Raw genomic sequence first — 22644 nt, forward strand, 5'->3', positions numbered from 1 at the left:
CAAGCCCTTTGCAGCTCTGAAACAACCTTTCCTCAACGAGACCAGGAAGCGCAAACGCTCTGTTGTTAGTTCGTAATTCGGTCTCAATGGTCTTGGGAACGGCCCTTGCCACGCGGAGCATCCCTGCCCTCGCCGCAACGAACCGCCATGACCATGATTTCCGCCTGGGCCGCGCACGCGGCCGGACAGCCGCTGCAGCGCTGGAGCTTCGACCCCGGCCCGCTGGCGCCGCAGGAGGTGGAGATCGCGGTGGAGCACTGCGGCCTTTGCCACTCGGACCTGTCCATGCTGGACGACGAATGGGGCCAGGCGCAGTGGCCGCTGGTGCCCGGCCACGAGGCCATAGGCCGCGTCGTCGCGTTGGGTGAGGAGGCGCTGGGCCTGGAGATCGGCCAGCGCGTGGGCCTGGGCTGGACGGCGTCGAGCTGCATGCACTGCCGCTGGTGCCTGGGTGGCGACCAGCAGCTGTGCCCCAAGGCGCAGCCCACCATCGTCGGCCGCCCGGGGGCCTTTGCCGAGCGCGTGCGCGCGCACTGGGCCTGGGTGGTGCCGCTGCCCGCGGCGCTGGATGCGGCCAGCGCCGGGCCGCTGCTGTGCGGCGGCATCACGGTGTTCGCGCCCCTGCGCGACCTGGGCATACCGCCCACGGCACGCGTGGGCGTGGTGGGCATAGGCGGGCTTGGGCACCTGGCGCTGCAGTTCGCGCGTGCCTGGGGCTGCGAGGTGACGGCCTTCACCTCCAGCGAGTCCAAGCACACGGAGGCGCGCCGCTTGGGCGCCCACCACGTGGCCGACGCCGGCGACCCCGACGATCTGGCGGCCCTGGCCGGGCGGCTGGACCTCATCCTCTACACCGCCAACGCCGCGCTGGACTGGGAGGCGCTGCTGGCCACGCTGGCGCCGCGCGGGCGGCTGCACGTGGTGGGCGCGGTACCGCAGCCCATTGCCGCGTCGGCTTTCTCGCTCATCGGCGGCGCCAAGTGCATCTCCGGCTCGCCCACGGGCTCGCGCGGCGACATCGAGGCCATGCTGGACTTCGCCGCGCGCCACCGCGTGGAAGCGCTGGTCGAGCGCTTTCCCATGAGCGGCGTCAACGAGGCGCTGGCCCACCTGCGCGCCGGTCGCGCCCGCTACCGCGTGGTGCTGGACGCCGACTTCGACTGACCAGGCCCCGGGCCTCGCCTGGGCCACCACGCCGCAAGGACATCGCGCTTGCAGCAGACTGCGCTTTCCCTTCGGCAAGGAGTCACCATGAGCAAATCCGCACGCATCACCGGGCAAGTCGAATACCGCGAGGGCGACGGCCCCGCGCTGCCCATACGCCCCGGCCTGGTCGAGTACGAGGAGGGCGACCAGGACGTGACCTTGAGCTGGCACGACGGCGACTACCGCGGCAGCACCGCCCTGCCGCGCGCCGACTGGCAGCGCTTCCTGGAAAGCCAGGACATCGAGCTGCTGGACTGAGCGCGCCCCGCGCGCGGCGGCCCGCCCGGGGCACACCGGAGGCGGGCCGCGTCTTGAGCTATCTTTCGGGGGCATGGGCAGCCCGTTGCCGCCTCAACCGAAAAGAGTTTTCAGGAGAAAAGAATGCGCCATCTCTTGGCCGCGCTCGCGTTGTGCCCGCTTGCCGCGCTGGCCGCCCCGTCGGACTCGCCCTGGACGCCGGACCGCGCCTTCGTCCAATACGGCGAGCAGACCGACACCCGCGCCGTCACGCTGGGCCTGAACTGGGACTGGTCCTGGTCGCGCCCCCTGGGCAGCGGGCTGCTCAGCGGCTACCACGACCTCGCCATCGGACGCTGGCGTGCCGAGGTGGACGAGGGCCACAAGAATTTCACCCAGCTCGGCTACACGCCCGTGCTGCGCTGGTGGAGCAGCGGCCAGCCCGGCGGCTTCTTCGTCGAGGGCGGCATTGGCGTCAACGTCGTCTCGCCGCGCTTTCACACCGTGGAAAAGCGGGTGGGCAGCAATTTCACCTTCGGCGACCACCTGGGCGCCGGGTGGCGCAGCAGCGGCGGCACGGAAGTGTCGTTGCGCTTTCAACACTTCTCCAACGGCGGCCTGGCCGATCCCAACCCGGCCGTGGACTTCTGGCAGGTGCGCCTGAGCATCCCGCTGCAGACTCCGTAGTTCGCCTCTGGCGGCGGCGCACCACGGGGCTACCCTGACAAGCCTCGCGCCCGCCGCATCACCGGCCGCCCGCCCCGGGCGGCCACCCTTGGGCGGCGGCGCCTCACCCCTCGCAGGGAGCGCGCCATGCCCGCCAGCCTCCGTTTCGACCCCGACCGCGTCGTCCGCGCCCCGCGCGGCACGCACCTGAGCTGCCGAAGCTGGCAGACCGAGGCCGCCTACCGGCTGCTGCAGAACAACCTGGACCCCGAGGTCGCCGAGGACCCGCAGCGCCTGGTGGTCTACGGCGGCATGGGCCGTGCCGCGCGCGACTGGCCCTGCTTCGACCAGCTCCTGGCCTCGCTGCGCGAATTGGGCGACGACGAATCGCTGCTGGTGCAGTCCGGCAAGCCCGTGGGCGTGTTCAGGACGCACCCGGACGCGCCGCGCGTGCTCATCGCCAACAGCAACCTCGTGCCGCGCTGGGCCACCTGGGAGCAGTTCGAGGAGCTGGACCGGCGCGGCCTGTTCATGTTCGGCCAGATGACGGCCGGCTCCTGGATCTACATCGGCAGCCAGGGCATCGTGCAGGGCACCTACGAAACCTTCATGGAGGCCGCGCGCCAGCACTGGGGCGGCGACGCGCGCGGGCGCTGGATTCTTTCCGCCGGCCTGGGCGGCATGGGCGGCGCGCAGCCGCTGGCGGCCAGCCTCGCGGGCGCCTGCTCGCTCCTGGTGGAGTGCCGGCCCGAGCGCATCGCCGCGCGGCTGCGCACCCGCTACCTCGACCAGCAGGCCCGCGACCTGGACGAGGCCCTGGCCCTCATCCGCCACCACACCGCGCGCGGCGAGGCCGTCTCCGTAGGCCTGCTGGGCAACGCCGCGGACGTGCTGCCCCGCATCGCCGAGCAGGCCCGCGCCGGCGGCATGAAGCCGGACCTGGTGACGGACCAGACCTCCGCCCATGACCTGCTGCACGGCTACCTGCCCCAGGGCTGGAGCGTGCCGGACTGGGAAGCCGCGCAGGCCGACCCCGCCCGCCACGCCGACGTGCGCGCCCAAGCCGCCGCCGCCTGCGCCCGCCACGTGACGGCGCTGCTGGCGCTGCGCGAGCTGGGCGTGCCCGCCGTCGATTACGGCAACAACATCCGCCAGGTCGCCCTGGACGCGGGCGTGGAGCGCGCCTTCGACATCCCCGGCTTCGTCCCGGCCTACATCCGCCCGCTGTTCTGCGAGGGCAAGGGCCCCTTCCGCTGGGTGGCGCTTTCCGGCGACCCCGAGGACATACGCCGCACCGACGCCAAGGTGCGCGAGCTCTTTCCCGAAAACGCCGGGCTGCAGCGCTGGCTGTCGCTGGCCGGCGAGCGCATCGCCTTCCAGGGCCTGCCCGCGCGCATCTGCTGGCTGGGCCTGGGCGAGCGCGACCGCACGGGCCTGGCCTTCAACGAGATGGTGGCCCGCGGCGAGCTGAAGGCGCCCGTCGTCATCGGCCGCGACCACCTGGACACCGGCTCCGTGGCCAGCCCAAACCGCGAGACGGAGGGTATGCGCGACGGCAGCGACGCCGTCTCCGACTGGCCGCTGCTCAACGCGCTGCTCAACACCGCCGGCGGCGCCACCTGGGTGTCGCTGCACCACGGCGGCGGCGTCGGCATGGGCTACTCGCAGCACGCGGGCATGGTGATCGTGGCCGACGGCACCGAGGCCGCCGCGCGGCGCCTGGCGCGCGTGCTGGTCAACGACTGCGGCAGCGGCGTCATGCGCCATGCCGACGCCGGCTACCCCGCCGCCCAGGACTGCGCCCGCCGCCACGGCCTGAAGCTGCCCATGCAGCGCTGAGCGCCCCCACCCGCCCCCAACGCGACGAAAGGCCCGCATTGAGCGACCTCACCACCTCCCACCTGACGCTGGAGCCGGGCTGCGTGCCGCTGTCCACCTGGCACCGGCTGTGGACCGCGCCCGCCGCCGTGGCACTCGCCGACGGCGCCTGGGCGCCCGTGCGCGCCTCGGCCGATGCCGTCGCGGCGCTGCTGGCGCGCGGCGAGCCCGCCTACGGCATCAACACCGGCTTCGGCAAGCTGGCCCACACCCACATCCCGGACGAGCAGCTCGCGCAACTGCAGCGAAATCTCATCCTGTCGCACGCCGTGGGCACGGGCGACGATTTACCGGACGCCGTGGTCCGCCTCGTCCTCGCCACCAAGGCCGCCTCCCTCGCGCGCGGCTGGTCGGGCGTGCGCCCCCTCGTGATCGAGTCGCTGCTGGCGCTGCTGAACGCCGGCATCAGCCCCTGCATCCCGGCCAAAGGGTCGGTCGGCGCCAGCGGCGACCTCGCGCCGCTGGCGCACATGACCCTGGCGCTCATGGGCGAGGGCGACGTGCGCGTGGACGGCGTGCGCCGCCCGGCCATGCAGGCGCTGCGCGAGGCGGGCTTGCGGCCCCTGGAGCTCGCGCCCAAGGAAGGGCTGGCACTGATCAACGGCACGCAGGTGTCGACGGCGCTGGCGCTGCACGGCCTGTTCATGGCGCAGCGGGTGCTGGAAGCCTCCACCGCCGTGGGCGCGCTCTCGGTGGACGCCGCGCGCGGCAGCGACGCGCCTTTCGACGAGCGCATCCACGCCGTGCGCGGCCAGCCGGGCCAGATGGCGCTGGCGCGCGCCTACCGCGCGCTGCTGGCGGGCAGCGAGATCCGGCGCTCGCACCTCGTCTACGACGAGCGCGTGCAGGACCCCTACAGCCTGCGCTGCCAGCCCCAGGTGCTGGGCGCCTGCCGCGACTTGCTGCTGCAGGCCGCGCGCACGCTGCACATCGAGGCCAACGCCGTCACCGACAACCCGCTGCTGTTCGACGGCCACGCCCTCTCAGGCGGCAACTTCCACGCCGAGCCGGTGGCCTTCGCGGCCGACCAGATCGCCCTGGCCGTGGCCGAGACCGGCGCGCTGGCCGAGCGGCGCATCGCGCTGCTCATAGACGCCAACCTCTCCGGGCTGCCGCCCTTCCTGGTGCGCGACGCGGGGCTGAACTCGGGGTTCATGATCGCCCACGTCACCGCCGCGGCCCTGGCCTCCGAGAACAAGTCGCTCGCGCACCCGGCCAGCGTGGACAGCCTGCCCACCTCCGCCAACCAGGAGGACCACGTCAGCATGGCGACCTTCGCCGCGCGGCGGCTGCAGGAGATGGCGCTCAACACCGCCACCATCGTCGCCATCGAGTGGCTCACCGCCGCGCAGGGCGTGGATTTCCACGCGCCGCTGGCCACCTCCGAGCCGCTGCAGGGGCTGCACGCGCTGCTGCGCGGCGCCGTCACGCACTACGACCGCGACCGGCTGCTGGCCCCCGACATCGAAGCCGCCCGCGCCCTGCTGCTGCAAGGCGCCATCACCCGCACCTTGGCGCAGCCGCTGGCGGCGCTGTGGCACGACTGAGGCCCACCGCCATGAGCACCGCCGCCGCCGCCCCCGACCCCGCCGCCACTGCCGCCGCTGCGTCCCACTGGGACGCGCTCTGGCTCAACGTCCGGCTCATGCCGCTGACGGCCGCCGACCCTGCCGCCACCGTGCGCGACGGCGCGCTGGCCGTGCGCGATGGCCGTATCGCCTGGCTGGGCCCGCGCGCGGCGCTGCCCGCCGACGCCGCGGCCAAGCGCGTGCACGACGGCGGCGGCGGCTGGCTGCTGCCGGGCTTCATCGACTGCCACACCCACGTCGTCCACGCCGGCCAGCGCAGCGAGGAATTCGAGCTGCGCATGCAGGGCGAGAGCTACGAAGCCATCGCGCGCCGCGGCGGCGGCATTCTCAGCACCGTGCGCACCACGCGCGCCGCCAGTGAGGACGCCCTGTTCGCGCAAAGCCTGCCGCGCGTGCGCAACCTCCTGCGCGAGGGCGTGACCACGCTGGAAGTGAAGTCCGGCTACGGCCTGGAGCCGCACAGCGAGGCGCGCATGCTGCGCGTGGCCCGCCGCCTGGGCCGCGAATTGCCGCTGCGGGTCCGGACCACGTTCCTGGGCGCCCACGCCGTGCCGCCGGAATTCGCCGGCCGAGCCGACGACTACATCACCCTGCTCTGCGACGACATGCTGCCCGCGCTGGCGGCTGACAACCTGGTGGACGCGGTGGACGCGTTTTGCGAGCACATCGCCTTTTCAGCGGCGCAGGTGCAGCGGCTGTTCGAGGTGGCGCAGCGCCTGCACCTGCCCGTGAAGCTGCACGCCGGTCAGCTTTCCGACTTGGGCGGCGCCGAGTTGGTCGCGCGCTTTGGCGGCCTCTCCGCCGATCACCTGGAAGAAATTTCCGACGCCGGCATAGACGCGCTGCGCCGCGCCGGCTGCGTGGCCGTGCTGCTGCCCGGCGCCGTGCATTTCCTGCAAGTCAAGGAGCGTCCGCCCGTTGCGAAGCTGCGGGCCGCGGGCGTTCCCATGGCACTGGCCAGCGACTGCAACCCGGGCACCTCGCCCATGCCCTCCGTCCTGGCCGCGCTCAACCTGGGCTGCCTGCTGCTGGGCCTCACGCCCGTGGAAGCGCTGGCCGGCGCCACCTGCCACGCCGCGGCGGCCCTGGGCCTGGCGCATGAAACCGGCAGCCTGGAGCCGGGAAAGGCCGCCGACTTCGCGCTGTGGGACGTGGAGCGCCCAGCGCAGCTCTGCGCCACGCTGGGTTTCAACGCCTGCCGGCAGGTGGTGTTCGGCGGCGAGCTGCGGCCGCTTCAGGCCTGAGCAAGGGCGGCCGCAAAGGCGCGCGAATGGCGTGCACGGCGCGGCTCACCCCGCAGCGGCTTGCCCAATCCTTCATGGGGCTGTGGCGCCCGCAGCTTCAAAACTTGGCGTCGGCCAGCTCGCGCAAATAGCCGCGCAGCAGCCAGCTGGAGACGTCCTTGACCGCGTCGCCGGCCAGCAGCGTGTTGTCCACACCGCGCACCAGAAAGGGTTGCGGGTCCTTGGGCGGATAGGGCTCGCAGTCGGGAAAGCGGCGCTGGAAGCGCGCCACCACGGCCGGCGCCCATTTGTCCCGGTGCACGCCGATGCACAGGGAATGTCCGCGGTCGCGCCACAGCTCGGACCACAGGCCCAAATACAGCACCGGCTGGCGGCGGCGCAGCAGATACATGCCGTAGTCGCCCTCGGACCAGCGCTTGTGGAAGACGCCCTCCACGTGGAAGCCGGCCGATTCGAAGCACGGAGCGATCTGCTCCATGAAGTCGAACATCTTTCGCACCGCGGGCGCCGTGGCGACGGTGAACATGCGCCGGCCCTCAGCGGCCCGCCACGGCCGCGGCCACGGTGACCACGCCCAGCGTCAGGTTGAACGCCACCAGTTGCCGTATGCCGTTGAGCGCCTGTGCCGCGGCCGGCCACTCGGCGGCGGCGCTGTGACGGCGCAGCCGCGGGAACAGCACGCCGTAGAGGTAGGCGAACACCACCGCCATCGTGATGCCCAGCCCCTGCATCACGTGCCAGCCGATGGGCGCGTTCTTGAAGCCGGTCTGCGCCATGAGGCTGAAGCCCGTGGCCAGGAGGATGAGCACCAGCCCCGCCACCACGGGCAGGAAGCGCGAGAACACGCCCACCCAAAGTTTCAAACGCTGCGGCGGCTCCAGCACCTCGGCCGCGGCCGGGCGCAGGCAGAAATAGGCGAAGAACATGCCGCCCACCCACGTGACGGCACCCAACAGGTGCAGGAACAACAGGGCGGAACGCGGCATGTGCAGGGGGGCTTGTCAAGCGGCGGTGCGAAGGGGTGGCGGCAGTCTACAGACCACGCACCGGCATTCCCCTGACATCGGCGGTTTACAGCGCGGGTTTACAGCACCAGTCGCATGGCCCGCATGGGCGAGATGCTGGAACCCTGGCGCACATAGAAGCGTTGCGCGTCCGCGTTGACCTCGTCGGTGGGCAGCGTGATGCGCCGGCAGCCCCGCGCGCGGGCCTGGGCGATGGCCTCGCCCAGCAGCTCTTGGCCCAGGCCGGTGCGGCCGTTTCCATCGTGATGTTCAAGCCGGTCCCTGGAGTTTTCGAATCTGCCCGTCCTGCAGCCGTGAAAACAGCAGCAGCGCCGTGACCGAGCCCACCAGCGCCATGAACATGTCCGACTGGGTATCCCACGGATCGCCCTGGGTGCCCAGGAATTCGTCGGCACCCTGGCCCAATGCCAGGGCCGCGGCCCATTCGATCAATTCATAGCCGGCACTCACCGCCAGGACGATGCAAACCACGACGAAATTCAGCATGGCTCGCCCGCGCACCTGGCTGCCGCGGATGAGAATTTCCCGAGCTGCCAGTGCCGGCACCAAGCCCTGGAAAAAGTGGCCTATTTTGTCGTAGGGATTGCGGTGCCAGCCGAACAGGTCCGCCATCCAGAAACCCAGTGGCACACGCGCATACGAATAGGCGCCGCCCAACATGAGCACGCAGGCGTGCGCGAATATGCAGGCGTACAGCAGCGGGGTGAGCGGAAATTTTCCGTGGGTGGCCGCCAGCAGGGGCAGCGCGATGACAATTGGGAATATTTCCAGCAGCCAGGTCGTGCGGTCGTAGGGATGCCAGCCGGAGAGGGCTAACAACGTCAACAGCAAAAGCAATGCTGCCGGCAAAAACATCTTATTTAAAGCACTCATGGGAAAAGCAAATCATCACATCAACCCTCACCGGGGCAAATATTCCTCCAGATCCTTGATGCGTCTTTCCGCACGGCTTCGCATGCATCCCAGATACACGAGGTTCCGCATGGAACCGTCCATATGGTAAGCATATTGTGCATCACAATCCGACTGCCTGAACCTGATCCATGCACGCTGCGCTTCCAGCAATTTCTTTCTGACTTCAGAGTATTTTTCAAGCTCCTCGTCCGGCTTATCCAATTCTTTCATCACGCGTTGATAAACCTCGTTCAAACGTACTTCCACTGCTTTCTGCTCGATGGCTGCGCAATCATTCATATCCATCGTGTTCATCGCATTCTTGCAATCCAGCGCATGGGCAGGCAAAGCAGCTAGGAAAGCCGCGCACAGGACGAACAGGCAATTTTTCATCGAAGTGGACAAGTTGAAGGTTGATATCATTTGCCGCTGGATTTCTATTCTGGTGCCATGCCGTACGCCAAAAAGCCTTGAGGAATATAATCCAGCATGGCTGACGCGATGATCTCGAAATCGTGCCTCGGTATTTCCAGGTGCCCAAACCTGAAGCTGTAGCCCCAGCGGCTTTTATCCTGGATAAACGACAGCTTGTGCAGCATGGGGCGTATGGGTGCCTGCGCCGCCTGCAGGAAATCAATGTCCCGCCGGAACGGCACGAAGCCGGGGAACATTTCAAACGAATAAACTTCGGCGCCCACCACCCGCCCAATCGCCGTGAATTTCTGGCAGGGCGTGGACTCGTCCATCACCTCCTTGGGCGAGTAGTAAATGATCCAGTCGCCCACCGACATGCGCTTGAGCGGCTGCGCCTTGCCATGGCAGAGCTGGCAAAAGCCGCCGGCCTGGCCCAAGGCCACATGCTCGCGCGAGGCCACGCCTATCCAGTAGCGGGTCGGTTTTCCAGCGTTGGCCAGCGGTTTTCTGGCCATACCTTCCACCGGCGCGAAATCCATGGGAAAGCTGAGTTGGTCCATGATTTTTATTGAAATAACACTTCAAATGCCAGCTGGCTTTTGAATTTTCTTGACGTAAACACCATACTCGACGCCATGAATATCCGGCGTTCGCGACACCCATTGGAAACCCATGCGCTCGTACATGGGCAGCGCGACATCCATGATCTTGCTGGTGTGCAGCGCAAATTCCGTCGCACCGTCCCGCTCGGCCCGCTGCAGGCATGCCCGCGCCAAGGCCCGCCCAATACCCCGCCCCCGTGCACCCGGCGCCACGACCAGCATGCGCATGATGGGCCAGTGCGGCTTGAAGAAATCCGCCTTGGTGGCACCGGGACCCACGTAGGCAACGGCGCCGAGAATTCTTCCATCCAGTTCAGCCAGCACGATTTCACCGGTCTGCGCCAGTGCGGCCATGTTGGCGATTTTGGACTGGAATAACGGCCAGTCCTGGTAAGCGCCTTCGTATTGTTGAAAAGCTTCAAGTGCCAGGGCGTTGATCCGTGCAGCGTCCTGGAAACAAAACTCTCTCAAGGAAAAATCATTCATCGCGGGCAGCCACGCTGTCGGGAGTGGTCGGATTCACCCGCAACGATAAGGCTGCCGCAATTTTTCGACCTTCGTGTTTCTCTTTTTCCAGGCAAATATTCGGACAGGAAATAATTATTTACGGCAATCCGTGAAGAATTACCGCTGCGGCAACCCGCCGTCAAACCCAGTGATACCCGTCCGCCGGCAGCAATTTCCACCGCCCCTCCCCCTGCAGCTCCAGCACCTGGCGGTGGTATTTCTGCAGCGCCGGGCGGTGGCTGATGCTCACCGGCGTGATGGAGAGCTCCTCCAGTTGCGCATAGAGCAGCTCCTCGTTGGCCGCGTCCAGCGCGCTGGTGGATTCGTCCAGCAGCGCGTAGCGCGGCCGCGCCACCAGGGCGCGCGCAAAGGCCAGGCGCTGCTGCTCGCCCACCGACAGCAGCTTTCCCCAGTCGCGCTCGGCCGCGAGGCCGCCCACGCGGTCGGCCAGCGTGGGCAGGTTCACGCGCTGCAGCCACTGCAGCAGCTCCTCGTCGCTGATCTCTCGGTCCACGTGCGGATAAAGCATTTGTGTGCGCAGGTCGCCCGGGGGCAGGTAGGGGCGCTGGGGCAGGAAGAGCATGTCCGCCCCGGCCGGGCGCACCACCTGGCCATGGCCCGTGTTCCACAGCCCCGCCATCACCCGCAGCAGCGAGCTCTTGCCGGAGCCGCTTGGGCCCACGATCAGCAGCCCCTGGTGCGGCTGCACGGTGAAGCTCACGTGGTTGATGAGCACCTGCTCGCGCTGCGGCGTGAGCACGCTCACCCCCTGCACCGCCAGCTCCGCGCCGTGGACGAGCCGCACGTGCTCCACGCCCGCCTCGCGCTCCGACGGGGGCCGCGACTGCTCGTGCAAGACCTGCTGGAAACCGTAAAGCCGCTCGATGCCGGCGCCAAAGCGGCTCAAGCCCTCGAAGTGCTCCACCACCACGGTGAGCGCGCTCAGGATGGCCGAGAAGGCGCCGGCCGCCTGCACGGCGGCGCCCACCTCCAGCGTGCCGTTGAGCACGTCCGGCGCCACCACGATGCTGGGCAGCGCCAGCGTGAGGAAGCTGTGCGCGTACTGGAACAGGTTCAGCTTCAACTGCCAGCGCAGCACCTTCTGGTAGTTGCGGTAGGCGAAGTCGAAGACGCGCTGCAGGGCCGTCATCTCGCGCGGCTCGCCCTCGTAGAAGGCGATGGGCTCGGCGTTCTCGCGCACGCGCACGAGGTTGAAGCGGAAGTCCGCCTCGCGCTGCAGCTGCGCGAAGTTCAGCGGGATCAGCCGCTTGCCGAACACCGCCGCGGTGAAGAAGGTGGCGAAGATGGCGTAGCCGATGAGCACCACCACCAGCAGCCGCGAGATGTTCCACAGCACGCTGGTGAAGGCCACGAGCTGGATCACGGAGCCCAGCACGATCATGGAGAAGTACAGCGACTGCGAGGTCAGGCTGTTGATGTCCTCGGCAATGCGCTGGTCCGGGTTGTCCAGCGCCGAGACGGCGTTGAGCTTGTAGTAGGCGCGGTGGCCCAGGTAGTGGCCGAGGAAATACGTGGTCATCCAGCGCCGCCAGCGCAGGCCCAGCGTGTCGCGGACGAAGTAATAGAGCGCGTAGATGGGCACCGCGAAGGCCAGCCACTGCAGGAAGCGGGTGATGGCGCTCCAGAAGCGGTCGGCGTCGCGCGCGGCCAGCGCCGAGGTGAATTCGCCGGTCTCGTGGTTGAAGGCCACGGCAAAACCGGTTTGCGCCAGCAGCAGCGCCATGAGCACGGCCAGCATGGCCGCGGCGCGCCAGCGTTCCTCCGAGGTCCAGTAGGGGGCCGCAATGGCCTTGAAGCGGTGCAGCAGGCGGGCGTTGAAGCCCGGTTGTTGGGGTTCGTTCGACATCCATGTGGCGCCGGGCGAGGGCGCGAATCCCTGGTTGATCTTAGAGGGGGGCCCCTGCCCTCCCGCCTGCGGATCATCCCGCGGCGGGAAGCGCAAACGTTGCGCGCAGGTACAGTGGCCGCCCCAAAACTTGACGCCCCCAGGAGCGACCGCCATGCCCACCCGCGACGATTGCCTGCAACTGGATGCCCGCGACCCGCTCGCCGGCCTGCGTGAAGCCTTCGACTTGCCGGCCGGCGTGGTCTACCTCGACGGCAATTCGCTGGGCCCGCGGCCCAAGGCCGCGGCCGAACGCGCGGCGCAGGTGGTGGCGCAGGAATGGGGCCAGGGGCTGATCCGCAGCTGGAACGATGCGGGCTGGTTCACGCTGCCGCGCCGCTTGGGCGACCGCCTGGCGCCGCTCATTGGCGCGGGCCCCGGCGAGGTGCTGGTGACGGACACCACGTCGGTGAACCTGTTCAAGCTGCTGGCCGCGATGCTGGCGCACCAGCACGCACGGCAGCCGCGGCGGCGGGCCATCGTCTGCGAGCGCGGCAACTTCCCCACCGACCTGCACATCGCCCAGGGCCTGGCCAAGCTGCTGCAGCAGGGCCACGAGCTGCGCCTGGTGGACCGCGCCGAGGACATCCCCGCGGCGCTGGCCGACGACGTGGCCGTGCTCATGCTCACCCAGGTGGACTACCGCACGGGCGCGCTGCACGACATGGCGGCCCTCACCGCGCTGGCGCACGGGCACGGCGCCCTGGCGCTGTGGGACCTGGCGCACAGCGCGGGCGCGCTGCCCGTGGACCTGCGCGGCGCCGACGCCGACGCGGCCGTGGGCTGCACCTACAAGTACCTGAACGGCGGCCCGGGCTCGCCGGCCTTCCTGTGGGTCGCCCCGCGCTGGCAAGCCGTGTTCGAGACGCCGCTTTCCGGCTGGTGGGGCCACGCCGAGCCCTTTGCCATGGAGCCCCAGTACCGGCCGGACCCGGGCGTCGGCCGCTTTCTTTGCGGCACGCAGGCCATCGTCTCGCAGTCGCTGGTGGCGTGCGGGCTGGACGTGTTCGAGCGCACGGACATGGCTTGCCTACGCACGAAGTCGCTGGCGCTGACGGACCTGTTCATCGCCCTGGTGGAGGAGCGCTGCGCGGGCTTCCCGCTGGAGCTGGTCACGCCGCGCGAGCACGCGCGCCGCGGCAGCCAGGTGAGCTGGCGCCATCCGCAGGGCTACGCGGTGATGCAGGCCCTCATCGCCGCCGGCGTGATCGGCGACTACCGCGAGCCCGGCATCCTGCGCTTCGGCTTCACGCCGCTGTACACGCGCTTCGTGGACGTGTGGGAGGCCGTGGAGGCGCTGCGCGACGTGCTGCAAAACGAGACCTGGCGCGAGGCGCGTTTTCAAACCCGCTCGGCCGTGACCTGAGCCGCCACCCTCCTCGGGGGCCCGCTCCCGGGCCATAAATCCCTCTCGCCGCCATCCCCTGCACCGGGCAGACTGCCCGCTTTCCACGCGAAGCGGGGGCCCCTGGATGAAGAGCGCGTTGTGGCTGTTGCTGGTGGTGCTGGCGGGTGCCGCCGCGTCGGCTTCCTTGGGCCCGCCCGCGGCCATTGGGCTGCTGGCCGCCCTGGGCCTGTGGCTGCTGCAGCGCCAGCAGCGGCTGGAGAGCGAAGTGCGGCAACTGCGCCAGGCGCTGCAGGCCCTGCGCGACGCCTCCCCGGCCATGGCGCCTGAGGCCGTCACCGCCACCGCGCCGTCCCCCAGCCTGGAGGAGGAAGCGCTCCCGGCCGACGCGCCGCCCGGTCCGCCCGCGCGGCCTGCCAGGCCCGCCGCAAGCGCCCCGCCGCGCGAGCCCGCGCTCGAACCCGTTGCCGCCGCGCCCGTGATGGCGGTTGAAGTGGCCTTCGCCTCCACGGCGCTGGACGCCCCGCCTTCGCCCGCCACGGCAGCAGAGCGCGACGAGCGCAGCCCCTTCGTGACCAGCTCCCTGGGCGACACGCTCAAGGCCTGGGTGGCGGGCGGCAACACCATCGTGCGGCTGGCCGTGTTGATCCTGTTCCTGGGCGTGGCCTTCCTGTTGCGCTACGCGGCCGAGCACGCGCTGGTGCCCGTGGAGCTGCGCCTGGCCGGCGTGGCCGTGGCGGCCGTCGCGCTCGTCCTGCTGGGCTGGCGCTTGCGCGGGAAGCGGCGGGGCTACGGGCTGTCGCTGCAGGGCGCGGGCGTGGGCGTGCTGTACCTGACGCTGTTCGCGGCGCTGCGCCTCTACGAGCTCCTGCCGCCCGCGCTGGCCTTCGCGCTGCTGGCCGCTTTGGGCGCCTTCGCGGCCCTGCTGGCGCTGCGGCAGGATGCTTTACCCCTGGCCGTGCTGGGCAGCACGGGCGGCTTCCTCGCCCCCGTGCTCACCAGCACCGGCGAGGGCAGCCACGTCGCCCTCTTCGGCTACTACCTGCTGCTGAACCTGGGCATCGCCTTCATCGCGCGGCACAAGGCCTGGAAGCTGCTCAACCTCGTGGGCCTGGGCTTCACCTTCGGCATCGGCCTGGGCTGGGGGCTGAAGTCCTGGCGGCCGGAGCTGTTCTGGAGCACGGAGCTTTTCCTGGCCGCCCACGTGGCGCTGTACCTGTGGATCGCGGTGCAGTACGCGCTGCGCCTGTCGGCGCCACCCGCGGACGGCGCCGCGCCGCGCGCCGCCTATGCCGACGCCGGGCTGCTGTTCGGCATGCCGCTGGCCGCCTTCGGCCTGCAGGCCGGCATGCTCCAGGGCGAGCCGCTGGCGCTGGCCGCTTCGGCGGCGGCGCTGGCCGGCGTGTACGTGCTGCTGGGCACCTGGCTGTGGCGGCGCCTGGGCGAGCGGCTGCGCCTGGTCACCGAAGGTTTGCTCGCCTTGGGCCTCACCTTCCTGGCGCTGGTGGCACCGCTGGCGCTGGACGCGCGCTGGACCGGCTTCACTTGGGCGCTGCAGGGGGCGGGCATCGCCTGGATCGCGCTGCGCCAGCACCGCGGCTGGGCCCTGGCGCTGGGCGTGGCGCTGCAGGCGCTGTCGCTGCTGTCCTTCTGGTCGCAGCCGCAGGCCGCCACGGCCTGGACCTTCGCCAACCCGGTCTTCCTGGGCGTGGCGGTCATAGGCGCCGCGCTGCTCCTCACCGCGCGGCAGCTCCAGCAGGCCGCGCCCCAAGCCGTTGCCTGGCCGGTGGACGGCCTGCCGCGCCTGGGCCTGGCGCTGCGCGTCACGCCGGGCGGCCTGTACGCCACGCACGCCGCGCTGCTGGGCCTGGCCGTGCTGCACCTGGTGGCCGGCGTGCTGCAGGAGGCGGCACGCGCGCCCTGGCGCTGGCCGGACCTGCCGCAGCTCACGCTCATCGCCCTGGCCGTGCTGGCCCTGCCGTTCGAGGCGCTGCACCGCCGCCTGCGCTGGCCGGAGCTGTCCGTGGCCGCGCGCGCGGTGCTGGGCGTGGCGCCGCCGTTTGCGCTGCTTGGGCTGTCGGCGTCGCAATGGGACTTCGGCGACCCCTGGCCCTGGTGGTGGCCGGCGGGCACGCTGGCGCTGCTGGCCTGGATGTCCGCCGCCGCCTGGGTGCTGCACCGGCTGGACCACGACCCCGCCCCCGGCCGCTGGCGCCGCAGCCTGCGCGCCGAGCATTTGCTCGTCGCCTGGACCGCGCTCATCGCCGCCGCGCTGTGGAGCCACGCCGCCATGACGGCCCTGGCCCCGCGCCACGAGAGCTGGACGGCCGCCGCCGTGCTCGCCGGCCCAACGGCCCTGGCGTGGGCCGCGCTGGGTGCGCTGCGGCGCGGGCGCTGGCCCGTGGCCGTCCACCCCGACGCCTGGCTGCGCGGCTGGGCCGCGCCCTGGCTGGCGCTCATGGCGCTGTGGAGCCTGCTGGCCAATGCCTTTGCCGACGGCGGCATGGCGCCGCTGCCCTACGTGCCGCTGCTCAACCCCGTGGACCTGGGCCATGTGCTGATGCTGCTGTACGCGCTGCGGCTGCGCCGGGCATGGGTGTCGCGCTGGAGCGGCTGGGCGCTGCCGCGCGGCGTGCTCGTCGCGGCAGGACTGCTGGCTTTTTGGTGGCTCAACAGCCTGCTGGTGCGCACGCTCCACCAGTGGGCCGGCACGCCGCTGTGGGCCGATGGCACCTTGGGCAGCGGCCTGGTGCAGACCACGCTGACCATCGCCTGGACGCTGTGCGCGCTGGCCGCCATGTTCCTGGCCACGCGGCGCTTCGGTGCGGCGCTCGCCCGCCCGGTGTGGCTGTTGGGCGCGGCGCTGCTGGCGCTGACCGTGGGCAAGCTCATGCTGGTGGACCTGGGCCACACCAGCGCACTGCAGCGCATCGTGTCCTTCCTGGGCGTGGGCGCGCTGATGCTGGTCATCGGCTACGTGTCGCCGCTGCCGCCGTCCGCGGGCGCAGCGCGGCGGGAGGCGTCCACGTGAGCCGGCGCTGGACCATGGCCCTGCGCGGGTCGCCGGCCCCGCTCCTGCCCGCGCGCGGGCGAAGTTTGGGACGTCCCAAACGCCTGGTGGTGGCCACGCTGGCCGCGCTGGCTGGGGTGCTGGCCGCGCCGCTGCCGTCGCGGTCGCAGCCCGCAAATGACGCCCTGAACCGCTACGCCGCCACGGCGCCGCTGGCGCTTTCCGCCGCGGGCGGCGGGCTGCAGCGCGTGGCGCTGCCGCTGGCCGTGCTGCAGGCCTCGCGCAGCGCCGCTTGGGCCGACGTGCGCATCTTCAACGCCGCGGGCGAGCCCGTGCCGCTGGCTTGGGCCGGTGCGCCTGCGGCTGACACGCCGCCGCCGCGCGAGGTGGCGCTGCCGCGCTTCGACTGGCCCGGCGCGGTGGACGGCGCCGCCAGCGCGCCCGCGCCGCTGACCCTGCGCCTGCGCGCCGACGGCGCCGTGCTGGACGTGCAAAGCGGCGCGGCGGTGGCGGCCTCGGCCGCGGCATCGGACCCCGCCGCGCCCACGGCGCGCGCCTGGCTGCTGGATCTGCAGCCCCTGGGCCGCGAACGCCCCGCCGCGCTGCGCCTGGCTTGGGCGGCGCCGGCGCAGGGGCTGGAGCGGCGCGCGGCGGTGCAGGCCAGCGCCGACGCGCAGTCCTGGGAGGACGTGGGCATCGCCACGCTGGTGGACGTGCCCGGCGCCGACGCCGCCAGCGCCGCCCTGCGCCAGCCGCGCATCGCGCTCTCCGGCCTCACGCCGCAGCACCGTTACCTGCGCCTGGTCGTGCGCGGCGGCGTTTTCAACCTGCAAGGCGTGGTGGCCGAGCTGGCGGTGCCGGTGGCGGCTGAAGCCGGCCTGGACAGCGCGCGTTTTACTTTGCAGGCCGACGGCGAGCGCGCCTGGCGGCTGGACGCGGGGGCGCTGCTGCCGGCCTCGCTGCTGCAGGTGAACCTGGCCGAGGACAACGCCGTGGCGCCGCTGCGCGTGCTGCGCCGCGCCGAGGGGCGCGTTGGGCGGGGCGACGCGCCGTGGCTGCCCGTGGCGCTGCTCACCGCCTACCGTTTCCAGCGCGACGGCAGCACGCTGCAGGCGCCCGCGCAGCCGCTGGACGGCGCCCTGGCTCGGCAATGGCGGCTGGAGCTGGACGCGCGCGTGCCGCCCCCGGCCGCGCCGCCGCAGGCCACGCTGTGGTGGCGGGCGCCGCAGGTGGTGTTTGCCGCGCGCGGCGGCGCGCCTTTCACGCTGGCGGTTGGGCGCGAGAAGGCGGCCGCGGTGGCGCTGCCGCTGCCCACCGTGCTGCCCGGCTGGGAAGCGGGCGCAGAGCACCGGCTGCCCGTGGCGACGGTGGGCGCGCTGGCGGCGCAATCCGCCGCGCCGCGCGGCGTGCTGGACAGCCTGCGCGACGCCCCGGCCGACCAGCGGCGGCAATGGCTGCTGTGGGGGTTGCTGGTGGCGGCGGTGGGCGTGTTGGGTGGCCTGGCCTGGCGGCTGGGCAGGGAGATGAAGGGAAAAGACGGAGAAGGCTGAGAAGGACTTCGTATCCGGTGAGCCAAGGCGCTTCACCCCCCTACTTCGTCATGCCCGCGAAAGCGGGCATCCACGAGCGCCGAGGTGGGGCCTTCGAACGGCATCGCCCAGGGCCAGCGCCAGCACCCCGCGCAGCCCACCTTCCCGTTTTCCCGAACCCTCTCCTCAAGCCGCGCCTGACGCCGCGTGAAACCCCGGGGTGCGGGCCGGTGTCTAACTTGCTGCTGCCGGGCCGGCGGCCCCGGGCGCGCGGTGATGTGCCTGCGCGGGGCCGCCGAGCCGGCGGCCTTGTGCGCTGCCATCGAGCCCATCCTGAGGAGACCGCGAATGAAGTCCGAGCTCAAGCCCAAGTCCAAGTCGCAACCGCAGGCCAGGACGGCCCTGCGCCTGGCCTGCCTGTTGTCCGCCGCCGGCTTGATCGCCGCGCTGGCCGGTTGCGCCTCCAACGCCAACACGGCCACCACCACGACCAAGGCCAACACGCCCATGCAGCAGACGCCCGCCACCGCCGCCACGGCCACCGGCGTGTCGCCCCAGGTCGCGGGCACGGGCAGCGGCGGCACGGCGGCCACGCGCGACTGGGCCCAGGTGGACACCAACCGCGACGGGCTGGTGTCGCCGGACGAAATGGCGGCCTACCTGCAGGCCAATCCGGGGCCGCTCAAGGGCAAGTGAGCGGCATGGACATCCCGCCCAGGCCGGCGGGAGCGCGGCGGCACGGCCCTGCGGCCGGCACGTCGCCGCGGCGGCGCCAGCGCGCGCACCGCGCCCCGCCTGTGCGCCTTACTGCGGCGTGAGCGGGCTGATCTTGAGCTGCCCAAACACCGCGTTGGCCGCCGTCAGGTTCAGCCGGGCCTGCGAGGAAATCGCGCCCACGCGGTTCTGGTAGCCGAAGTAGATCTTGCCGCCGCGCTGCACCAGCACCCGCGACCAGCCCTGGCGCTGCGACAGCAGCGGCAGGTCCGTGAAGCTCATGACGCGCGCGTCGCCCAGGGTGGCGATGGCGTAGGTGCCCTTGCCGATCTGGGTGCAGTTGCGGGTGGAGCCGTCGCTGGTGCGCTCCAGGCACTTGTAGTAGGTCGTGGCGTTGCCGGTGGTGCCGAAGGCCACGCGCAGCAGCGCGGTGGTGGTGTAGTAGTTGCCGGTCCCCGCGGGCTGCGCCATGGCGCCGGTGGCCTTGCCCAGGCTCACGGTGCTGTTGCTCCACCACTCGTTGCGCGCCAGGCTGGTGCCGTCCGCATTGGTGGAGGTGCCGTAGATGCAGGGCGTGCCGCGGCTGACGGCCACCAGGTCTTCCAGCTTGGCCGGCGTGGTCTTGTAGGTCGCGGAGTTCGTGGGCGTCACCGCGCCGCAGGCCACCTTGGCGCCGTTGCGCGCATCGCCGCCCGCGGCCACCGCGGCGGTGTAGGCCGTGGCGATGGCCGAGCCTTGCACGTCGTAGGCCGGTGCCGTGGCGGTGGCGAACCCGGTGCTGAACTGCAGCTTGGCCCCGGTGGGGAACTTGGCCGTGGTGCCCAGCAGCTTGAGGTCGGACGGTCCCCACTGCGCGTATGGCACGCCATCGGCACTGCCGGGGAATCCGCGCAGCCGCGTGACGACCTCCAGCAGCGTCTTGCCGCTGACGTCCACGCTGCTGTGCCACGAGGCACCCTGCTCCATGCCGGCGCAGTAGCTGTAGGTCCAGCGGGTGCCGGTCTGCGGCTTTTGCGTGCTGCGCGTGCCCAGCGGGCAGGCCGACCAGGCGGTGCCGTTCCAGTGCAGGTCGCCGGCGCGGGCCGAATCGCCGTGGAAGCCCCAATCGCTCACCTTGCCGGCGGCGTTGCGCTCGAACCGGCTGTAGTAGCGCACCGTGCCATCGGCGCCGGGCGTGTTGTCGGCGGCCGTGCTCAGGTTGGCGCGGAAGAACCAGTTGTTGGCATCGCTGAAGGTGAAGCCGCGCAGGTTGCCGCCGGCCAGCTTGGTACCCGCTGCGGCGTCCAGGGGCAGCTTGGACGCGCCTATGAGCGTGAGCACCTTGCCGGCGTCGAGCTTGAGGTCTGCGCCTATCGCGGCCTTGGCCGCGGCCAGCAGCGCGGCCTCGCGGGTGGCGGCGGTCAGCGTGGTGTCGGCGGCCGTGGCGGCGGCCACGGCGCCCAAGGACGGCAGCGCGTCCACCAGGGCGTAGCGCAAGGCCTTGTCCAGGTCGGCCTGGGTGGCCACGACGCCATTGAAATCCTTCTGCCCCACCACGCCGGCCTTGAGCGCGGAGGCCGCCTGCTGCTGCGCCAGCACCAGCAGCCGCGCCAGCGTGGCCGCGCGCACGGAAGCCGCGTCGGTGGCGCCGGTGTAGTCCTTCAGCGGCGAGACGGCCAGCCCGGCGGCCGACTGCACGGCCGCCGCGGCCACGGCCGTGGTGCTGCCGGCCAGCTCGGCCCAGGCCTGCACCAGCGTGGTCAGCGGCGTGACCACCGCGGCCTGGTCCGCGGGCGCCATGAGCACGAAGCGCGTGGCCACGGCGGTGGTGCCGTCCACCGCGTCCGTGCCCACCACGGCCAGCAGCGGGTACTTGCCCACGATGGTGCTGGACATCTGCAGCGTGAGTCGGCCGTCGGCGCCGCTGCGGCCCTGCACCTCGCCGCTGTCGCAGGCGCCGTTGCCGTTGGCATCCAGGCACACCAGCGCGTTGCGCAGCGGACCGTCCACCACGCGGATGGGCTGCGACAACGTCAGGGGTGGCGCAGTGGTCGTTATGACGCCCCCCGTCGCGGTCGTCCCGTTGAACATGATGGGCGCGTCGGACACCCCGGCGGACGCGAGGGACGCAGTGGACGTGGCCCCGAGCGGCCCCGTCGTGGACACCATGACCGACGCGGCCTTCTCGGTGGCCGAGGTGGACGGCGCGTCCGCGCCGCCACCGCAACCGGCCAGGCCGGCACCCAGCAAGCCCGCAGCGGCCAGCGCCTGCGACACCTTCTTCAACAACATGGCCGACTCCCTCGCTTCGTGATGTGAACGAGCCCCGACGAGGCGCCATGCAGGTCGGGACAAACACTCCATCATGCCCAAGCAAGGTAACAAAAAGCTTTCTTTGTGTTGCCGTGAATCCGCTGAAGAGGCCCCCGGGGCTGGTCATGCCGCCCCGGCCGCCCTCAGCGCCAGGCCAGCCAGGCCGCGCTGATGGCCATGGAGGCCAGCGTCACCGGCACGCCGATGCGCGCGTGCTCGCGCCAGCCGAAGGGCACGCCGTGGCGCCCGGCGGCGTCGGCCACGATGAGGTTGGCGATGCTGCCCACTAGCAGCAGGTTGCCCGCCAGCGTGCTCACCAGCGCCAGCAGCGGCCCGGCGTCGGGCCCCGACAGCGGCAGCAGCAGCATCACCGCCGGCACGTTGGAGACGAGGTTGCTCAGCACGAACGTGGCGCCGAACAGCGTGGCGGGGTGGTCCAGCCGCCAGCCGGCCGCGGCCATGCGGTCCACCAGCGCCTGCGGCAGCCCCGTGGCCTGCAGCGCGTGGTTGACCACGAACAGGCCCATGAACAGCACCAGCAGTTGCCAGTCCACCAGGCCCAGCATGTCGCGCGAGTGCAGGCGGCGGCTCAGCAGCAGCAGCCCCGCGCCGGCCAGCGCCACCACCTCGCGCGGCCAGGGCGCGAACAGGAAGCACAGCAGCACGCCCAGCGCCACCAGCAGCCCCTTGGCCGCCTGCCAGCGCGACAGCGGCAAGTCTTCGCCCGGCACGGCGGGCGCATGGGCCGCGGAGGCATCGGCCGCCGGTGCCGGCGCGGCGTGCAGCCGCTCGCGCATCAGCCAGGCCACCAGCACCCAGGTCGCCAGCAGCGAGGCCAGCACCGGCGGCAGCACCTGCAGCACGTAGCCGCCGAAGGGCAGCTTCAACTGCGCGCCGATGAGCATGTTCTGCGGGTTGCCTATGAGCGTGGCGGCCGAGCCGATGTTGGCGCTGCAGGCCAGCGCGAGCAGGTAGGGCAGCGCGTCGCGGCCGCGGCGGCGGCAGGCGTCCACCAGCACCGGCGCCATGGCCAGGCACACCACGTCGTTGCTGAACACGGCCGAGAGCACGGCGGAGACGGCGATCAGCGCCCCCAGCAGCGCCGCGGGGGCGATGTCCAGCGCGGCCAGGCGGCGCGCCACGGCGTCGTAGAAGCCGCCCAAGCGCATCTGCGCCGAGATCACCATGAAGGCGAACAGCAGCAGGATGGTGGGCAGGTCGATCGACTGCGCCGCCGCCTCCACGCTCACGGCTTCGGCCGCGATCAGCGCGATGGCCCCCAGCAGCGCCACGCCGCCGCGGTCGAGCTGCAGGAAGGGCAGGCCGCCGAGGACCATGCCGAGATAGACCAGGGAAAAGACGAGGAGAACGAAATCGGTCATGCGCAAACACCCGCCGCGGCGCCACCTGTGAACGGCGGGCGCCGCGGCAGGCCCAACTGGAAAAGGCGCGACGGTACACGCTGCGCGCTGCGCTTGTCCGCGCCGCCCTGGCGCAGCGGCTGGCACCGGCCTTGCCGACTCCTGGACAATCCAAGGAGAACGACATGACTGACAACCGCAACACCCCCTCCTCCACCGCGCACC

The 22644-nt window shown here is 71.3% G+C and carries 20 protein-coding genes; 10 read left to right on the forward strand and 10 right to left on the reverse strand.

Going from position 1 to position 22644, the window contains the following annotated elements:
- The first annotated feature begins 147 nt into the window (after positions 1 to 147).
- From ahr to hutI, 6 genes are all read left to right on the forward strand, one after another.
- Positions 148 to 1164: an NADPH-dependent aldehyde reductase Ahr gene (ahr, locus tag ALA01S_RS02245; protein WP_066331444.1), complete on the forward strand. Its 1017-nt coding sequence runs from the start codon at positions 148 to 150 to the stop codon at positions 1162 to 1164.
- Positions 1165 to 1251: 87 nt separating this feature from the next.
- A complete protein-coding gene (locus ALA01S_RS02250; protein ID WP_066331448.1) occupies positions 1252 to 1464 on the forward strand; it encodes a hypothetical protein in 213 nt (70 codons plus the stop codon).
- A gap of 123 nt (positions 1465 to 1587) precedes the next feature.
- On the forward strand, positions 1588 to 2130 hold the full coding sequence (locus tag ALA01S_RS02255; protein WP_066331450.1) for an acyloxyacyl hydrolase: 543 nt from the start codon (positions 1588 to 1590) through the stop codon (positions 2128 to 2130).
- A gap of 126 nt (positions 2131 to 2256) precedes the next feature.
- Complete coding sequence (gene hutU, locus ALA01S_RS02260) at positions 2257 to 3948, forward strand: urocanate hydratase (RefSeq protein ID WP_066331453.1); 1692 nt, start codon at positions 2257 to 2259, stop codon at positions 3946 to 3948.
- 38 nt (positions 3949 to 3986) lie between these two features.
- Positions 3987 to 5534 carry a histidine ammonia-lyase gene (gene hutH / locus ALA01S_RS02265; protein WP_066331454.1) on the forward strand — a complete coding sequence of 516 codons (1548 nt, stop codon included), beginning with the start codon at positions 3987 to 3989 and terminating at the stop codon, positions 5532 to 5534.
- Between the two features lie 11 nt (positions 5535 to 5545).
- Positions 5546 to 6820, forward strand: a complete 1275-nt coding sequence (hutI, locus tag ALA01S_RS02270; protein ID WP_066331455.1) for an imidazolonepropionase — start codon at positions 5546 to 5548, stop codon at positions 6818 to 6820.
- A 97-nt stretch (positions 6821 to 6917) separates the two neighbouring features.
- On the opposite strand, the gene ALA01S_RS02275 is transcribed toward hutI, so the two are convergent.
- The 8 genes from ALA01S_RS02275 to ALA01S_RS02305 all read right to left on the reverse strand — a co-directional run bounded on the left by ALA01S_RS02275 (position 6918) and on the right by ALA01S_RS02305 (position 12129).
- Positions 6918 to 7346: a hypothetical protein gene (locus ALA01S_RS02275; protein WP_066331456.1), complete on the reverse strand. Its 429-nt coding sequence runs from the start codon at positions 7344 to 7346 to the stop codon at positions 6918 to 6920.
- Positions 7347 to 7356: 10 nt separating this feature from the next.
- Positions 7357 to 7806 carry a CopD family protein gene (locus ALA01S_RS02280; RefSeq protein WP_066331457.1) on the reverse strand — a complete coding sequence of 150 codons (450 nt, stop codon included), beginning with the start codon at positions 7804 to 7806 and terminating at the stop codon, positions 7357 to 7359.
- Between the two features lie 98 nt (positions 7807 to 7904).
- Positions 7905 to 8210, reverse strand: a complete 306-nt coding sequence (locus ALA01S_RS35410; RefSeq protein ID WP_084267143.1) for a GNAT family N-acetyltransferase — start codon at positions 8208 to 8210, stop codon at positions 7905 to 7907.
- Entirely contained in the window at positions 8095 to 8700 is a 606-nt protein-coding gene (locus tag ALA01S_RS02285; protein WP_238455668.1) for a DUF2238 domain-containing protein, read from the reverse strand. Before ALA01S_RS02285 ends, ALA01S_RS35410 begins: the two co-directional genes overlap by 116 nt.
- A 45-nt stretch (positions 8701 to 8745) precedes the next feature.
- Positions 8746 to 9144, reverse strand: a complete 399-nt coding sequence (locus ALA01S_RS31435) for a lysozyme inhibitor LprI family protein (protein ID WP_169805835.1) — start codon at positions 9142 to 9144, stop codon at positions 8746 to 8748.
- A 32-nt stretch (positions 9145 to 9176) separates the two neighbouring features.
- Entirely contained in the window at positions 9177 to 9692 is a 516-nt protein-coding gene (locus ALA01S_RS02295; protein ID WP_238455669.1) for an EVE domain-containing protein, read from the reverse strand.
- A 42-nt stretch (positions 9693 to 9734) separates the two neighbouring features.
- On the reverse strand, positions 9735 to 10241 hold the full coding sequence (locus ALA01S_RS02300; RefSeq protein ID WP_066331466.1) for a GNAT family N-acetyltransferase: 507 nt from the start codon (positions 10239 to 10241) through the stop codon (positions 9735 to 9737).
- Between the two features lie 160 nt (positions 10242 to 10401).
- On the reverse strand, positions 10402 to 12129 hold the full coding sequence (locus ALA01S_RS02305; RefSeq protein WP_066331469.1) for an ABC transporter ATP-binding protein/permease: 1728 nt from the start codon (positions 12127 to 12129) through the stop codon (positions 10402 to 10404).
- 154 nt (positions 12130 to 12283) lie between these two features.
- Here ALA01S_RS02305 and kynU point away from each other — a divergent pair, with 154 nt between their 5' ends.
- The 4 genes from kynU (at position 12284) to ALA01S_RS02325 (ending at position 18748) form a co-directional block, all read left to right on the forward strand.
- Entirely contained in the window at positions 12284 to 13534 is a 1251-nt protein-coding gene (gene kynU, locus ALA01S_RS02310; RefSeq protein WP_066331472.1) for a kynureninase, read from the forward strand.
- A 106-nt stretch (positions 13535 to 13640) separates the two neighbouring features.
- The gene (locus ALA01S_RS02315) at positions 13641 to 16544 is read left to right on the forward strand and encodes a DUF2339 domain-containing protein (protein ID WP_084267136.1); all 2904 of its coding nucleotides are present in this window, start codon (positions 13641 to 13643) and stop codon (positions 16542 to 16544) included.
- A gap of 65 nt (positions 16545 to 16609) precedes the next feature.
- The gene (locus ALA01S_RS02320) at positions 16610 to 18073 is read left to right on the forward strand and encodes a DUF3999 family protein (RefSeq protein ID WP_169805836.1); all 1464 of its coding nucleotides are present in this window, start codon (positions 16610 to 16612) and stop codon (positions 18071 to 18073) included.
- Between the two features lie 327 nt (positions 18074 to 18400).
- Positions 18401 to 18748 carry a hypothetical protein gene (locus tag ALA01S_RS02325; RefSeq protein ID WP_066331480.1) on the forward strand — a complete coding sequence of 116 codons (348 nt, stop codon included), beginning with the start codon at positions 18401 to 18403 and terminating at the stop codon, positions 18746 to 18748.
- Positions 18749 to 18856: 108 nt separating this feature from the next.
- Here ALA01S_RS02325 and ALA01S_RS02330 read toward each other — a convergent pair whose 3' ends face one another.
- Together ALA01S_RS02330 and ALA01S_RS02340 are read right to left on the reverse strand one after the other, a co-directional pair.
- A complete protein-coding gene (locus ALA01S_RS02330; RefSeq protein WP_157118707.1) occupies positions 18857 to 21037 on the reverse strand; it encodes a hypothetical protein in 2181 nt (726 codons plus the stop codon).
- A 164-nt stretch (positions 21038 to 21201) separates the two neighbouring features.
- Complete coding sequence (locus tag ALA01S_RS02340) at positions 21202 to 22440, reverse strand: anion transporter (RefSeq protein ID WP_066331488.1); 1239 nt, start codon at positions 22438 to 22440, stop codon at positions 21202 to 21204.
- Positions 22441 to 22644: the final 204 nt, after the last annotated feature.

The organism is Azohydromonas lata NBRC 102462, assembly GCF_001571085.1.
In the GTDB taxonomy this organism is placed as follows: domain Bacteria; phylum Pseudomonadota; class Gammaproteobacteria; order Burkholderiales; family Burkholderiaceae_C; genus Azohydromonas; species Azohydromonas lata.